Below are 15834 nucleotides of genomic sequence, written 5' to 3'. Positions count from 1 at the left end.
AGTAGTAATGACAGGCCAGCCAAACGAACTCTCTCGTCGCGAGAAACTGGCCTATGGTTGCGGAGACCTGTCTTCCAATCTGATGTGGGGTCTGACGTCAGCGTACCTGATGTTCTACTACACTGATATCTACGGTATTCCGGCTGCGTCTGTCGCCTGGATTCTGCTTTTTGCGCGCGTGTTCGATGCGTTCTGCGACCCGGCAATTGGCTGGGTTGTGGATCGAAAAGGCGGCCTCTTTATTCGGCCTCTGATTCGCAATCTGGCAATTCCACTTGGTATTGCTGATTTCTTCTGCTTCCTTCCATTTCCGCTTTCCCCCACAGGAAAAATACTGTGGGCCGGGGGAACCTATATTATATTTGGGGCTGTTTATTCCTGCATTAACACCCCGTACGGCGCACTAGCCCCTATGATGACCAAATCTGCAAGAGAGCGAGTGGATCTGAATTCTTTCAGAATGATGGGTTGTCAGGTTGGGCAGTTTTGTATCGCTGCATTGACCATTCCAGCCGTCACCTGGCTTGGAGGGGGAAGCAGCATGGCTCACCGGCAACGAGGAATTACAATATTCGTCCTGTTGCTGTCTTTTTTGGGAATTATTCTGTGGCGAGTGGTCGCCAAAAATTGTGTCGCACGTTATCCAACCGTACCTGCACGACATGACATACGTAAGACACTGAAATTATTATTCAAAAACAAGCTTTGGCTGATTTGCAACGCAATCGTTTTCCAGCAATTCATCGTCATCGCTGCCCTGTATGGATTTGCCATTTACTATGTGAAATGCGTTCTCGGCGGAACAGATGGCTTGGGCGGAGCGGTTCTGACGCTTGCAAGTGTCTGCAGTTTTATAGGGGCATCATGCTGCCCGATTAGCGCGCGTCGCTTCGGGATTATGAAGACAGCCACCATGGCGACTGCGCTCCAAGCCGTCGCTTATGCAACCATGCTTCTTTCCGGAGCATGGTTGCCAGGATTTTTCATTGCTTTCGTTGCGCTGGCCTTAGGACAGGGACTAATGTCTCCTATCTCATACGTTTTTCTTGCCACCGCCATTGATAACGGCCGTGCTGGTGATGGTACAGGAGCCGCTGGTCTGGCTTATTCTATCAACACACTGATTTCAAAAGTCTCCATGGGCGTCACAGGGTTTGTTCTGGCGTTCTGTTTGTCCTACGGACGTTATGATGCATCTGCCCTTGTGATAAACCACACTACAGCGATATGGGTCACCACAGGTTTTGTTGTTCTGCCACTGGTATCGGTCATAATACAGTACGGTCTTTTAATACTCTGGAGATCGGTCCAAGGGTCTTGGAAAGATTTTTTAGTCTCTTCCCCATAACATTACTGGGCCAGATTCAATTGCAGAGACAAAAAAGCCTTTTAATCTTGGGCACCTCAGGAAGTAGACAGACGTTTTCTTGAACCTGAATGCCGACTGAAAAAGAAGGCGTAAAGAGAGGGGAGAACCAAGAGCGTGAGCAAAGTTGAAGAGATCAACCCTCCGATAACAACAGTCGCAAGTGGCCGTTCCACTTCAGCCCCAGCGCTTCCGGAGAACGCCATAGGAAAAAATCCAAGGCTCGCTACAGACGCTGTCGCAATAACAGGACGGAGCCGGACCCGCGCTGCTTCGAACGCCGCTTGAGCGGCCTCCATGCCTTCTTCACGATAGGTCCGGATCTGCGAAACCAGAACCACTCCATTAAGAATGGCGACGCCAAACAAAGCGATGAAACCAATGCCAGCCGCGATACTGAAGGGCATTCCCCGCATGGCAAGCGCCAAAATTCCTCCTGTAGCGGCCATAGGCAAGTTCGCAAACACCAGAGCTGCGGTACCAAGGGAGGAAAGAGCGGCCACAAGTAATATGAAAATGAGCGCTAGAGCGATGGGCACGACAATACTCAACCGTCGGCTCGCCGATTGCAGATTGCGAAACTGACCTGACCAAGCCATCCGATATCCTGGCGGCAAAACGACCTGTTTTTTAACAGCAGTCTGTGCCTCCTTCACAAAACTTGCGACGTCGCGACCGCGAACATTCGCCTGAACGATGATGCGCCTGCGCAGACTGTCCCGATCAATACGAGAGGTGCCATTAATCAGCGAGATATGAGCAACTTCGTTGAGTAGAACCCACCCCCTGCCATCCGCACGCCGTATCTGAAGGCGGCCAATCCGATCCATGGATTTGACAGCATCACCTGCAAACTGGACCTGAGCAGGAATGATGGCATTTTCCAGCGTAATGAACGTCCCGGTATGGCCACCAATCGCCTCTACAGTCTGAAGAATATCTGAAACATTCACCCCCAGGCGAGCGGCTGAATCCCGATCTACATCAACATGCATGTAGGATATTGTGCCTTCACTAGCGGAGTTCACATCTGCCGCACCCGGGATGCTGTTGATTGCCCTGATCGTCGTATTGGCGAGCCGTGAAAGCATCTCCAGATTATCTCCGTAGATTGAAATTGCGAGCTGTGTCCTGACGCCGGACAGGAGATCGTCCATTCGCATCTGGATAGGCTGTGTCCACGAGTACTCTGCGTCCGGCAGGCGTTCAGCAAGGGCAGCACTCATCTCTTTGACCAGCCCTGCTTCCGTCTTTGCTGTCGTCCACTCAGATCGAGGCTTCAGAAACACGAACGTATCTGTTTCAGCTGTTCCCATGGGGTCAGTCGGGATCGCTGACGTGCCGGTATTGCTGACGACAGTAGCAACATCGGGGAAATTTTTGAGGATCCGTTCCTCCTCTGTCACGCTTCGAAGAACGGTATCCAGAGACGCGCTCGGAAGCCTCAGAGAATTGACAAGGAGCGCTCCCTCATCAAGTTGAGGAACAAATTCTCCCCCCATTCGGGAGGCCAGCAGCAATGCCACGGCAAACGTCGCGAGTGTAATACCGATCAGCAGTTTTGCATGACGCTCGCTCCAGGTAAGAACTGGCTCGTAATAACGACGTACAAATCGCACGAACCGCGTTTCCCGATCAACGAGACCAAACCGCATGACTAGAGCGGCGAGGGTAGGGATGCAGACAATGCAATAAAGCAGGGAGGCTATCAGCGCCATGATGACTGTCTGCGCCATGGGCCGGAACATTTTCCCTTCAATCCCCTGCAGGGTCAGGATCGGGAGATAGACGATAATAATGATGAAAATCGCGAAACTGACAGGACGGATAACGCTCAGCAGGGCTTTGTAGGCAAGGGCTCTGAAGTCGTTTTTGGTGTTGGCTTGATTCCGCGTTGCCAGAAGATGCTCCACAACAACGAGTGAACTGTCCACGATCATGCCAAAGTCTATGGCTCCGAGGCTCAACAGATTGGCAGACACGCCAAACCACCGCATACCCGCCATGGCAAAGATCAGAGCCGCCGGAATGACGGACGCGATAACGAATGCGGCCCTCCAGTCTCCCAACACGACAATCAGAACACCAATGACGAGAATGGCGCCTATCAGAAGGTTTTCCTTGACGGTCCCGATTGTTTCAGACGTCAGGGTCGCACGCGTATAAAATGGATCGAGTTTAACACCGGAAGGCAGAGACTGCCGGATCGCTGGAAGAGCTGCATTGATCGCAGCCAGAGTTGCATTTGAACTGGCACCATTCTGCATCAGAATGACACCATTGACGATCTCACCCTGACCATCACGCGTTACGGCGCCTAATCGGGTGCGGGAACCAATCTCGACTTTACCCATGTCGCGGATCCGAATGACGTGCCCACGGGGGCCCATCTTGACGGGGATCAGACCAAACGCTTCAAGACCTGTGACGCGCGCACGAGCGACAATGACCTGTTGTTCATCATGATGCGCAATCCATCCTCCGCCCGAGGACGCGTTGTTGGTCTCAATGGCCTGATCAATGTCACTGATGGAAACGCCATACGCCACCATTCTGGACGGATCGAGCGTGAGTTCAAAAGTCTCTTCCGCGCCACCATTAACATTGACATCAACCACACCCGGCACGAGTTTCAGCTGAGGCACGACGGTCCAGGTCATGATCCGATTGAGATCCGTTAGGGAATAACCAGCCCCAAGGATCTGAATCTGCATGATTTCGCCCATACCGGTGGCGAGTGGCCCCATCGTGATGGATGTTCCGGGAACCGAGATCGTATCCCGTGCCTGTTGCAGGCGCTGACTGACCCGCGTTCGGTCCAGGTCAATATCTGTCGCATCCGAGAATTGCAGGTAAACAGCAGATACACCCGTACGGGAGACAGACCGAAGGTCCGTCACGCCTGGGATGCCTGTCAGGCTGGTTTCAAGTGGGAAGGTAATGAGTTTTTCGACTTCTTCCGTCGCGAGCCCCGGGGCTGTGACAGAGACCATGACCTGCTTGGGGGAGATGTCTGGTACTGGCTCAACGGGAAGGCCGGGAATAGTCAGAAGGCCGCCGGCCAAAAGAGCACCAACAAGACAGAATAAAAGAAAGGTATTTTTCTGGATAAACGCCAGCATGTCTCAGTCGCCGCTCGAATCTGAAAAGACTGCTGCACTTTTAAGTGCAAAGCTGCCGCTGCTAACGACCTTACTGTCAGGAGACAGGTCACTCAGAACAACGGCCTCATCATCCGTTGACAGGACTATGCGCACTTCATGAGGCTGGAATACCGTGCCCGCTGACAATGTGTAGACGAGATCGTGTCCGTCGAGCTGCTGTATGGCGGCAGTGGGAACAATAAGCCCTTTGGCACCGTGCATTGTTTCAAGTGTGGCGTCGAGCATTGTCCCAGGCCTGAGATTGGCAGCCGGTTTGTCAAATGTACCGATAACCCGAAGGAGGCCTGTATCAGCGTCGGCAGCATCATTGATTGTGCTGATGCGCGCGGAAAGCGGAGGCTGGTTCGCATGACCTGAAGGACGTACGGAAAACTGTCCACCAATAACAAGATCCTGCGCATCTTCCGGCCGGATACTTGCAACAATCCAGACAGAGGAAAGATCTGTTACGGTCGCCACGACGTCACCGCTCGTGATATCATCAGCCACGCCAATACTGACGTTCTGAACGACACCATCAATGGGAGAAATCAGCCGGGAATCTTCACCGTGCCCAATATTCTCAGTCGCTGATGTGAATTCTTCTTCCAAACGGTGCTTTATGGTTTCACTGTCGGTTCGCTTTGCTGCCAGAGTGGCCTGTGCCTGCTGAAGCATCGCAAGACGGCGTTGGACTTCTCCGGAGGAGACGGTTGTCCCGCTCAGGGAGCGACCGCGCTGATAGGCCTTCTCGGCTTCCGAAACAGCAGCCAGCGCGGAACTGAGCGCCGCATTTGTCTGGCCTTGCTCAAGATAGAGTTCATGCAAGGAGTGATCGGTATATGTGAGCAGAATCTGTCCTTTGTGGACGCGCTCTCCCGGCGTGACCAACACCTCCGTTACCTTACCACTTCCCGCTGGCCTGATCATGACCGAATGGGTCGAATTGGCCATGACACTGGCCATTGCAGGAAGACGCGCGTGCAGTTCTCCGTACCTGACCGGGACTACTGACACATTCTCGCTTTGCTGCGCTGCCGCGCTCATAGTGACGGGCTTGAGCCAGGAAGGAACTGCCGCATGGCACGTTGCTGACACCATGCCGAACAGACAGACCGTCAAAAACCATTTAGTGTTCAAGGGAGTTTCCCTGTGGAAATACAGATGCGCACAATGGCACTGTGCCAGGCGACTTCAGCCTGATTGAGGGTAAGAAGGGCACGCCAAGCGTCCGTTCTGGCACGAAGTGCTTCAATCAACGAAGTTTCGCCGAGACGCCAGGATCGCTCCATTGCGTCTGCACGCTTCATGGTCTGAGATGCGCTCGTCTGGGATTGTGTCAGCATTTCTCGGGCTGCCGTCACACGTGCCATGACCTGAACCAATTCGGTGTGGACCGCGCGTCGTGCTTCTATCTCAGCACGGGTAGCAGCGGCGAGCCGGTTTTGAGCCGCAGAAAGAAGAGGCGTATGCGTCACGTCACTCGGAAGCGGGACACGAACATTCACCCCCACCTGCGTGGCCCAAGGGCTGCCATACTGCCCCTGATCAATCGCATCTATGCCAACTTCGGGATTAGGCATGAAGCTGGAACGGGCCAGATGCATGTCTGCTTCCGCAGCCATTACAGCACGGTGGGCAGACTGTATGCGAGGATCAAGATTTTCCAGCGCCTGAAGGTTACCCACAGGAATTCGAGCAAGCCATGGAGCCTGTGCGGAAAGAATGTCAGGAAGGCCAGGAATCCCCAAGAGAGACAGAAGTTCTGCACGGGTTCGCGTCTGATTTTCTTCGGCCTGCGCCAATTCTGATCGGGTATCTGCAAGTTGTGCGTTGACCGCTTGCATTTCAACGCCCGTTGTCTCGCCTTGAGCTTTCGACTGGGACGTTAGAGACGCAATATGCTCCATGGATCGCAAAAGCATATGCGCGGCAATGACGCGCCGATCGGCCAGAATAGCTGCACCACTTTGTTCCAGAACCCGCACCGCAATCGCCATGCGTTCCACTTCAACCTTGGCCAAGGCAGCTTTGGCATCCGCCTGCGCCAGATGCTCAGTTGCACTCCCCTGGCCGGGCAACCAAAGAGGAACAGACACACCGCCTTGCCATGTGATGTACCCCAGATTGGTCCCCGAGGCCCGATCGTCACTATAGCTTGCAGTCAGGATTGGACCTCCCGCAAACCAGGACTTGGCTGCGGCTGCCCGTGCATCGGCAGACTGAGCGTTGGTTGCCAGTTCGCGTCGGACCGGGTCGTTGTCCCAAGCTGCACCTAACGCAGTGTGAAGCGGGATAATAACATCATCTGCCGCCGATACATGTGAAGCCCAGCTGACAGACAACAGACAGGCCAAAGCAATTTCCCGAGGTTTCAGGAAACGCAGCTGTGCTGAGACGCGCACTCGTCCTGTTCCTCAAAAATATTTCACAAGGAAGGAAAATTCCTGAATAGCGTCCTCACGGCTCATCTTGCCCTCGGCCACGGCATCAACAATGCAATGTTCAAGATGGTCCTGCACAAGCAGGCGCTTCGCGCCGCGAATGGTACTCTCAATGGCTGCAAGTTGCTGAGCAAGGTCGGAACAGGATCTTCCTGCTTCCATCATCTCAATAACTTTGACGATATGCCCATGCGCCTGCTTCAGACGGGGCTTAAGGAGAGGGTGCGTTTCGTGTGCCATGCCCATTCCCTACCCTGAGGGGGAGGGGGTAGTAAAGACACACTTTGAACAATTAGAGTAAAATTTCCCGGAGCATGTGGGATGATTCCCGATCTCAAGGAAACCAGGCGATTTCATTTCATTATTTTCTAGCTGAATATGAAGAAAATAGAGTCATCCTTGGAAAGGCTTATGACCGGACGTTTAACATCCGATGAAGGTCGTGAATGGTTTGAGAAAAAAGAGTCATGAAGGAGCCGACAACGGCCAACACATACATGAATGACATCCGCGCCCTAATCGACGTGAGTGAAGGATCATCTGGCCGCGTGCGAGCATCGTCATTTCGCTTTTGTCTCAGCCCCTTTTGGTAAGGCAGGCTACCTGAAATAGCTAACCGATATAAAATCTCCATTTCGAAAACCGATGCGCGATTATTCCAAAGTAATGAAATAAATATGGAAATTTTCTTGCTTCAACGATGTTCATGCTGCGCGTTGAACGCCAGCACTCGACAGGATGGAACCCCGAATGATGGCTCAACTCGACTACAGATCGCCCCATCATGACTTTTCCACTTTCATGTAGAAACTTCAAAACCGTTATTTTAGACCGACACGGAATGTATTCCGATACCGATATGAGAATCGGTTTACAATCGAAATTAATAGGTATTACAAAGGTATTACTGATGGTTTGATCATCTCAACCAGAAATGGGCAGGGGAGCGGTGATGCGGTATCGTAGGGTTCTTATGCTAGGGGTGGGGTGCGCTGTTTGGGCTACAGTTTCTGTAGAGGCAAAATCTACATCGCCAACGGCACCAGAAAGCAAAAAAGAAAAATCAATTTCAGCTTCAGGTGAAGCTGAAGAAGTGAAGGTTACAGCCAATAACGCTCCTGATGGAGCAAGCGGGCATTCTGCGGGAGCGGGCATGATGCCGCCGCAGACTGTGCCAAAGGCCCGGAGTGCCTTCACTCGAGACTTCATTGCGCATCAGCCGCCCACGCAGAATACGGCCTCCATGATTGCTAGCATGCCGGGCGTGGCCGTAGGGCGGAATGATCCGTTGGGGTTGGATGATCAACGCATCAACCTTACGGTCCGAGGGATGGCACAGACTGAAATTGGCTATCTGATGGATGGCATTCCGGCTGCGGATCCTTCGAATTATAAGCTTTACACAACACAGAACGTAGATAACGAAAACCTGGCTCGCGTAGACCTGACGCAAGGTTCAGCTTCACCTACATCTCCGCTTTATAACGCTGTAGGAGGCGAATTAACTCAGACTTTACGAACACCTTCAGACCATGCGGGCGGGTATGCGGACTTCAGCGGCGGGTCTTACAGCTTGGACCGCGAATTTCTTCGGATAGATACCGGAGAAATTGGGCACACCGGCATCCGGTCCTATGCCTCTTTTTCCCATACACATGCAGAAGACTGGCGCGGTCCAGGCTACACGACCCGCTATCATATGGACAACAAGACCGTAAAAGAGTGGGGACATAGCGGAGCGGAGCTATTGGTCTCATACAACACCACAACCAGTTTCTACCCGCGCTTCCCGACACTGACCCAGTGGAAGCAGTATGGTACCAATTTTAACTGGGAAAAGGACTATATCCCAGGCAGCGCCAATTATTATCGCTTTCAGCAAAATGTCCGGAATGCCATTACAATCGGCGCTCCGATGCATTTCGACCTAGGGCATCAGCTTACTGCGCACCTTACCCCTTATTACATGCATTCCGATGGGTATGGAGATGTCGGTAGCACTCTGAGCAATACCGGCAGCTATTACGGAAACATTCCAGCCGGAAACCTGAACGTATCGCCATCTTACAACGGCTCTTTCCCCGTTTCGATTACGGACACGTTCAAAGAAAATAATGCTGGGCTCAATGCTTCGTTGTCATGGAAACATGGTCACAATACCCTAACGGTAGGATACTGGTACGCATATTTTGCGCAGCCCGAAGCCGCAACATATGCTGCTGCAGATGCGAATGGTAGTATCGGCAGCATGTCTGGAAAATACCCGGTTGTTTCTGCATCGGGCGATGTCCTGCACAGCTACAATATTAACTTCATGCAGCAGACCAATACGGCCTATATTGTCGATGAATATAGTGCGCTGAATGACCGCCTAAAACTCTCTGCCGCATTCAAAGAGAGTATGATTACGAGACAACTCACTCAAATCATGCCCGGACTACCATCATACAGAAATGGCAATAGCGACGCAGTCCCGCTTCCTCAAGTGATGGCAAGTTATCAGATCACACCTAATGACCAGATTTTCGTTAACGGAACAACCGGCTTTGCTGAACCCGCAGGATGGCCAAGTTACGCTGATTTTATCATCGTCTCCACTGGCAAACAAACGCGTGGTCACGCTCAGAATCTAAAGCCAGAATACGCAATTTCTGAAGAGCTTGGATATCGCCATCATGGCTTTGTAAACGTCAACGTGGCTTTATTTAATTACAACTTTACGAACCGTCAGGTCTCCACCACGGAAATGGTCGGTGGAACGCGCGTCAGTTCCTCCATCAATGGGGGCGGGCAAACTTCTCGTGGCGCCACGATTGAATTAGGCCTCAAACCTTGGCATCACTTCAGTCCCTACATCTCAGGGCAGTATATTCACGCGACGATCGATAACAACCTGAGAGCATCTAGCGGTGATTATCTGAGAACAAAAGGAAAAATGGCTGTCAATACGCCAGAATTTACAGCCTCAGTGGGTATCCTGTACGATAATGGTAATGCATTTGGTGGTCTTCTGTTCAATTATGTTGGAAGTCAATATTCAACCTTCATGAACGATGAGAAGATGCCAGCATACGAAACCCTGAATATGAATTTCGGCTACAGATTTAATTCTGTTGGTTTCCTTCATCGCCCACAAATTCAGCTGAATTTGGTCAATCTTGGGCTTGGCAACAAGGGCTACCTCTCTTCGACGTATTCTGTTGCAACAAACGCTCATGCCACAACAGGCGTGTATGGCACAGCGATCGCCGCCAGTGCACCAACGTACAACGTCGCGGGCGGATTTGCAGGAATAGTCTCGGTCTCCTCTGGATTTTGAAACACGCGAGAAAATGAGCGCTCTGGAAATAGTGCAGGACTGTCCCAAGCGCTCATCCATCGCATGTGCAATTTCAAACAGAGATTTAAAGTAGAGTCTGAATGCGTGTTTCCATATCTGAGGCGAAGGGAAGGAGCGAATTATCAGGTATCTTTTTGGTATTATTAAGATTCGATGGCAGTTGAGGCCTATGAGGGAACATTCATGCATTTTGCCGATATTGCTGTAATCTGTGCTTATTTCATTGCGCTGCCTGTTCTGGCTATCACGCTTTCACGCCGAAAGAAGTCTCCCGGAGATTTCCTCTCAGCCGCTCATGATCTTCCATGGTGGGCGATCTGCCTGTCCTTGGTCGCCACCGAGACCTCAACCCTGACATTCATCAGTATTCCGGGAGTAAGTTATGGAAGCGGTATGGTGTTTCTGGGGCTCGCGGCAGGATATTTTATTGGCCGCTTGATTGTCACCATATGGTTTTTGCCACTGTATACTCAGGGCCGCATGACAAGTGCCTACCAGTATCTAGGGCATCGCTTTGGATCTGGACTGCAGCGGGCAGCCTCAGCGGCCTTTTTGATAACACGGTTGCTTGCAGAAGGTGTACGTTTATCAGCAGGCCTCATTCCAATCATGTGGATGCTTAATCACGACGGGATTACCATGAACCGCATCTGGGTCCTGGGCCTCATCATGGTATTTACGATGACCTATACGATGCTGGGTGGCCTCCGAGCGGTCGTATGGTCGGATACTATTCAGCTCTGCATTTATTTTTTTGGCGCAGTCATTTGTGTCTTACTGCTGAATAATGAGATCTCTCCTGAAGGTTGGTCGACAGCTTGGAGATCAGGTCACCTGGCACCTTTTCATCATATAAATATGGACAACATGCTGTCTGATCCCTTTACGCTATTAGCGGCGTTAGTAGGAGGGGCTATTCTCTCCGTTGCGTCTCACGGAACTGACCAACTCATGGTTCAGCGCCTTCTTGCCGCACGAAGCTTGAGAGATGCGCGCTTTGCATTGATGGGAAGTGCCTTTGTTATCGCGTTCCTGTTCGGAGCCTTGTCACTGATCGGAGTGCAGCTATGGATACGCAACGGGGGCACTTCGCTGATGTCTCTGGGGCTACACTCTCCAGACGACCTCTTTCCGACTTTTATTGTCTCGGGATTGCCGGCCGGATTGGGAGGCTTGCTCCTTGCAGGCGTACTCAGTGCGACGATGGGATCACTATCTTCAACCCTAAACGCAATGGCGAGCGCTATTTTAACTGATTTCGGCCCATTACCGGGACAGGTGCTTCAGCCGTGCCAAACACGCTTGAAGCTAGGGCAGGGGCCGCTATTTGCACCAAGAGTACTAACACTGCTTTGCAGTAGTGCTCTTGTGATAGCCGCACTGTGGTTCACAGGGAGTCAACAATCGGCTGTAATTTTGGGCTTAACAATCGCAGGGTGGTCTTATGGACCGACGCTAGGCGCCTTTCTGTTTGGAATGTTATACCCATCAGCACGCTTGAAGGATGCTTTAACGGGGTTTTCCATTTCCTTGACAGGCATGGCAGTCATGATGGGTGCACTACAGTATTATAACTGGCACGTGGCTTTCCCCTGGTTAGTTCCGTTAGGCATTATCCTGACGTTTATTCCAGGAGCTATTTCAGTGGTACTTACAGAGGGAATATTTCGACCCTCATCGTATGCTCCCGACGCTTCAAAGGACTGATAATTATGGCCCTTAAGGACCAAAATGCTTTTGTGTCACAGGCTTCCTCGGGCACAGAATCTCAGGATCCCCGTTATGTGGACGTTGACCTTTGGCCAGCCAGTTCCATTTTGGATGCGCTTGCTGAAGCTCAGATGTCTGCAACGGCAGTTGTTAAAACGTCCGTCCCGCAAATTGCGAAGATTGTAGCGGCGGCGCTTCCTCGGCTACAGGCAGGGGGGCGTCTTTTTTATGTGGGCGCCGGTACGTCTGGGCGTGTCGGCCTTCAGGACGGTGTAGAACTCACACCCACGTTTGGGTGGGATCCTGAGCGTCTGGTTCTGATGTTGGCTGGAGGCACCAAAGCGCTTTTCGAAGCTGTCGAAGGAGCGGAAGACCGTGAAGATATGGCTCGCGCCGAAATATTGTCTCGTACCCCCGAGACCAACGATGTTGTTCTAGGGATCGCGGCCAGCGGCATGACACCGTATACCTGTGCTGCTATTGCCGCAGCGCGAGAAGCAGGTTCACTGACTGTCGGGATAAGCTCTAATCCGGAAGGCCGGCTTCTCAGGGAGGCAGAGATGGGTCTCAGTATCGTCACCGGCCCTGAAGTTATTGCCGGATCAACGCGCCTGAAGGCTGGGACGGCACAAAAAGCAGCTCTAAATCTTCTGTCCACCACGCTCATGATTCAGATGGGTCATTGCTATAGGGGGCAGATGGTAGACATGCGGGTCGTCAATGCAAAACTGGAAAGACGAGCAGCACAGATGGTGCAATTGTTAGCCGGTGGAACTTCAGCAGAAATCGCTGAAGCACTTGCAATGAGCGGTCAAAACGTCAAGCGAGCAGTGCTTGTTCGGTCCGGCATGACAATTGACGAAGCCGAAAGTGCTCTTGCTGCCCATGAGGGCAATTTGCGCGCTGCTCTTACGTCCCGCCAGGAACACGAGTAATTTTCATGCATATGATGAGTTCGCAAAAGCTGTTCGCTGCACTGACGCCTAATCCCGCAGACCGCAAACCCCTCTACCTGCAACTGGCAGAACAATTACGAGAATTGATTGATAGCGGAGCCCTGAGGGGGGGAGATGCCGTTCCGCCGGAGCGGGAAATTGCAGAGTTCACCGGCGTTTCACGAGTGACCGTCCGCAAATCCTTGGCGCAACTGGTGAATGCGGGACTTCTAACCCAACGTCCCGGCGCCGGAACCTTTGTCACCCGCCGCATCCAGCAACCCCTGTCTGCCTTGATGGGCTTTTCCGAAGATATGCGGGCAAGGGGCTATGAACCCGGTTCAATCTGGCTAGGTAAGCGTATGGCTGGGGCTAGCCCCGACGAAGCAATGGCAATGGGTATGGCCCCAGGCGCACCCGTGCTTCGCCTCAAGCGGATCAGAACCGCAGATGGGGAACCACTAGCCATCGAGACTGCCGTTATTTCTCGAAGGGATCTGGCATCTCCCGAATTGGTCAAAGATTCATTTTATGCGGCTTTGAAAGAGCAAGGCCTGTTACCAGTCCGCGCGCTTCAGCGCATTCGCGCCAGAATGGCCTCGGTGCAGGAAGCAGACCTGCTACATCTTGCGCAACCGAGCGCCATTCTCGAAATCGAACGACGGTCCTTCCTCGCTGATGGGCGCATACTCGAGGTAACATTCTCATGCTATCGCGCAGATCTTTATGACTTTGTAGTCGAACTCCGAACATCTGGAGAACGTGATTAATGAAAAAGATCATGCTGACTTTTGCAAACGAGCATGCTTTCTAGTGTAGAGCATTATCCTAGCTATTTAGACCCGGGGTTTATGGGTTGGATTGATGATGATTTTTTCTGATTTTGAAGTCCAGACTTTGCAGAGATATTCGTAAGGCGTGAGACCACTCAGCGTCCTGAGCCTACAAGCCACCATGAAGTCGTTGAGATGAATCTTCAACTGCTCCTGGCTGTCGTAATGGAAGCGCTTGACGGTTGCCTCTTTGAGAGTCCGATTCAACCGTTCAACCTGACCATTGATCCATGGACGATTGGGTTTTGTCGAACGATGTTCGAGGAATTCCCGAGCCGTCTTCCGATCAGCTTTCTCGATCAGTTGTGTGACGGCAAACTTGCTCGTCCGATCATGACCCCAAGGGATAAGCTTGCCTTTGGCGGTCTGGACTTCTGATGTGGAAAAAGCCGATGGGAGTGCGTTTGAAACGCTGTCGTTTGGGCTTGTCTCATTACATGTTCGGCAGGCGTGACCGTGGCGCTGCTATGACACATCTGTCCCCTAAGGCTTCATTTCACTCACGTGAAGATACCACACCATCAAACTCCAAGACTAAACACTTAGGCCTTGGTGACAAAAGTTTATAGGATCAGCGTGAGATCTGATTCATTTTGTGTATGTGGGATATAGGGACAGAGAGAACAGGCATGGCATGAGGCGGTCTGACGGATCAGGAATGGGCGGTTATTGGTCCGCTCCTGCCTCCTGAACGCGAACGTTGAGCCCGTCTAGGGGGGAGATAACCGCCGGTTTTGCAATGGTATGCTGCAGGTTCTACGCGTCGGTTGTCCGTGGTGGGACATGTATGAGCGCTATGGCAAATGGAACTCGCTTTATGTCCTGTTTCGCCGTTGGGCTGAACAGGGCGTGTGGAATGCTCTGCTGCAAACCCTGGTAGAGCTTGGGCTGACCGATGCTGGCAGCATATGGTCGATGGTACCGTGGTTCATGCCTATTCACAGGCTACGGGCGCAAAAAGGGGGTCATGCGGAGATTATGGCGGGTCACCGGCGGCTTTACGAGCAAAATCCATACCCGATGCGACAATCAGGGACACCTTCTTGGCTTGTCCTTACCGAAGGCCAAGTCTCGGGCTACACAGCCACAGATGCCCTGATAGTCCTTCCGGCTCCAAACCCCCGGGCCATGCTGACCGGTAGAGGTTATGACAGCGACAGCTTCCGCCAGGCCCTGCTGATCCATAGGATCCTGCCGGTTATCCCTTCATGAAAAGGCCGCCGCGTTCCACGGACAACAGACTGGCGGCGTTACAGCCGCAACCGCCTCGAGGAGATGTTCAACATGCTCAAGCAAATGCGCCGCATCGCAACCCGCTACGACAAAACCGCCCTGTCTTTCATAAGTTTCCTAAACCTCGCCACTAAAAGGCTCGGGGCAGAGCATTTTGTCAACGCGACCCGGTGTCTGAAAATCAGGGAAAACTTGCTCTATTTAGCTTGACTTCGAATTACGATAATATTTTTTTATTTAATTATATCATTGTAGTTCTGATTTCGAGGGCTCTCGGCCATCTTTGGCGACCTGTAATCCCAAAAAATGTTAATCGGCAAAAGCCTCGCGACGGACTTTTCTCAGTCAAACCTTAAGCAACTAGATTATTCGTACTTTATGTCGTTCCTGCCCAACCAGCCTCGGCTTCACAAGCCATAAAAATATTACCGAGTACGAACAGTTCATCCTTAGTTAAATTATGCATCAAACGACTCCTTTTTTATCCTTACGCCTATCCGCTCCGGTTCTCAGAGAAAAATTCTACGCCATAATTAACGCAGAAAGAATTGACACACGGCCAACAGCGCAAAGCCAGATTGTTTTTTCGAAGCCTTCAACGGATCTGACGTGGGTGTCGCATTGCCCGTGTGTCAGACAATTTGCTTGCCATGACGGCCATTACCTGGGTCTGTGACGACGCAAAGCTGTTCGGGCACAATCATATGAGTCTGTCGAATGCTGCCAGAATGGCTCTGGCGCTGTCTGTCCAGGGAACGGGTGTGAAGTGGGAGCGGACCTGTTCGGTCCATTCGCCGAGGGCGGTCTGGTTTGTGATGGTGTCATAGATG

11 protein-coding genes and 2 pseudogenes are annotated in these 15834 nt (G+C 52.0%); 7 read left to right on the top strand and 6 right to left on the bottom strand.

Annotated features, from left to right (window positions below; all coding sequences use genetic code 11):
- Positions 1 to 7: 7 nt before the first annotated feature.
- Positions 8 to 1348 (top strand): MFS transporter, encoded by a 1341-nt coding sequence (locus tag JN414_RS10510; RefSeq protein WP_202207825.1) that lies wholly within the window; start codon positions 8 to 10, stop codon positions 1346 to 1348.
- 56 nt (positions 1349 to 1404) lie between these two features.
- Here the strand turns inward: JN414_RS10510 and JN414_RS10505 are convergent, their stop codons facing one another.
- The 5 genes from JN414_RS10505 to JN414_RS16890 form a co-directional block, all read right to left on the bottom strand.
- Entirely contained in the window at positions 1405 to 4488 is a 3084-nt protein-coding gene (locus tag JN414_RS10505) for an efflux RND transporter permease subunit (RefSeq protein WP_202207824.1), read from the bottom strand.
- Between the two features lie 3 nt (positions 4489 to 4491).
- Positions 4492 to 5649 carry an efflux RND transporter periplasmic adaptor subunit gene (locus tag JN414_RS10500; RefSeq protein WP_237389986.1) on the bottom strand — a complete coding sequence of 386 codons (1158 nt, stop codon included), beginning with the start codon at positions 5647 to 5649 and terminating at the stop codon, positions 4492 to 4494.
- Positions 5646 to 6914, bottom strand: a complete 1269-nt coding sequence (locus JN414_RS10495) for a TolC family protein (RefSeq protein WP_237389985.1) — start codon at positions 6912 to 6914, stop codon at positions 5646 to 5648. The genes JN414_RS10500 and JN414_RS10495 overlap by 4 nt, the downstream gene beginning before the upstream one ends.
- Positions 6915 to 6926: 12 nt before the next feature.
- Positions 6927 to 7193, bottom strand: a complete 267-nt coding sequence (locus JN414_RS10490) for a metal-sensing transcriptional repressor (RefSeq protein ID WP_202207823.1) — start codon at positions 7191 to 7193, stop codon at positions 6927 to 6929.
- 684 nt (positions 7194 to 7877) lie between these two features.
- The gene (locus JN414_RS16890; protein WP_237390022.1) at positions 7878 to 8063 is read right to left on the bottom strand and encodes a hypothetical protein; all 186 of its coding nucleotides are present in this window, start codon (positions 8061 to 8063) and stop codon (positions 7878 to 7880) included.
- 43 nt (positions 8064 to 8106) lie between these two features.
- Between JN414_RS16890 and JN414_RS10485 the strand changes: the two genes are divergently transcribed.
- The 4 genes from JN414_RS10485 to JN414_RS10470 all read left to right on the top strand — a co-directional run bounded on the left by JN414_RS10485 (position 8107) and on the right by JN414_RS10470 (position 13708).
- Positions 8107 to 10272, top strand: coding sequence for a TonB-dependent receptor plug domain-containing protein (locus tag JN414_RS10485; protein ID WP_308469048.1), 2166 nt, complete (start codon positions 8107 to 8109; stop codon positions 10270 to 10272).
- A 204-nt stretch (positions 10273 to 10476) separates the two neighbouring features.
- The gene (locus JN414_RS10480) at positions 10477 to 12000 is read left to right on the top strand and encodes a sodium:solute symporter (protein WP_202207821.1); all 1524 of its coding nucleotides are present in this window, start codon (positions 10477 to 10479) and stop codon (positions 11998 to 12000) included.
- A gap of 5 nt (positions 12001 to 12005) precedes the next feature.
- A complete protein-coding gene (locus JN414_RS10475; RefSeq protein ID WP_202207820.1) occupies positions 12006 to 12938 on the top strand; it encodes an N-acetylmuramic acid 6-phosphate etherase in 933 nt (310 codons plus the stop codon).
- 5 nt (positions 12939 to 12943) lie between these two features.
- Entirely contained in the window at positions 12944 to 13708 is a 765-nt protein-coding gene (locus JN414_RS10470) for a GntR family transcriptional regulator (RefSeq protein WP_237389984.1), read from the top strand.
- 58 nt (positions 13709 to 13766) lie between these two features.
- On the opposite strand, the pseudogene JN414_RS16885 reads toward JN414_RS10470, so the two are convergent.
- Positions 13767 to 14201, bottom strand: a pseudogene (locus JN414_RS16885) (IS481 family transposase); the annotation flags it as partial.
- Between the two features lie 302 nt (positions 14202 to 14503).
- On the opposite strand from JN414_RS16885, the pseudogene JN414_RS10460 reads away from it, so the two are divergent.
- Both JN414_RS10460 and JN414_RS10455 read left to right on the top strand, forming a co-directional pair.
- Positions 14504 to 14983, top strand: a pseudogene (locus JN414_RS10460) (transposase); the annotation flags it as partial.
- Positions 14984 to 15055: 72 nt separating this feature from the next.
- On the top strand, positions 15056 to 15214 hold the full coding sequence (locus JN414_RS10455) for a hypothetical protein (protein WP_202207817.1): 159 nt from the start codon (positions 15056 to 15058) through the stop codon (positions 15212 to 15214).
- Positions 15215 to 15834 lie beyond the last annotated feature (620 nt).

This window comes from Gluconobacter sp. Gdi (assembly GCF_014132155.1).
Classification (GTDB): domain Bacteria; phylum Pseudomonadota; class Alphaproteobacteria; order Acetobacterales; family Acetobacteraceae; genus Gluconobacter.
The sequence above is the reverse complement of the archived record's forward strand: the minus strand, read 5'-3'. Positions and strand labels throughout refer to the sequence as shown.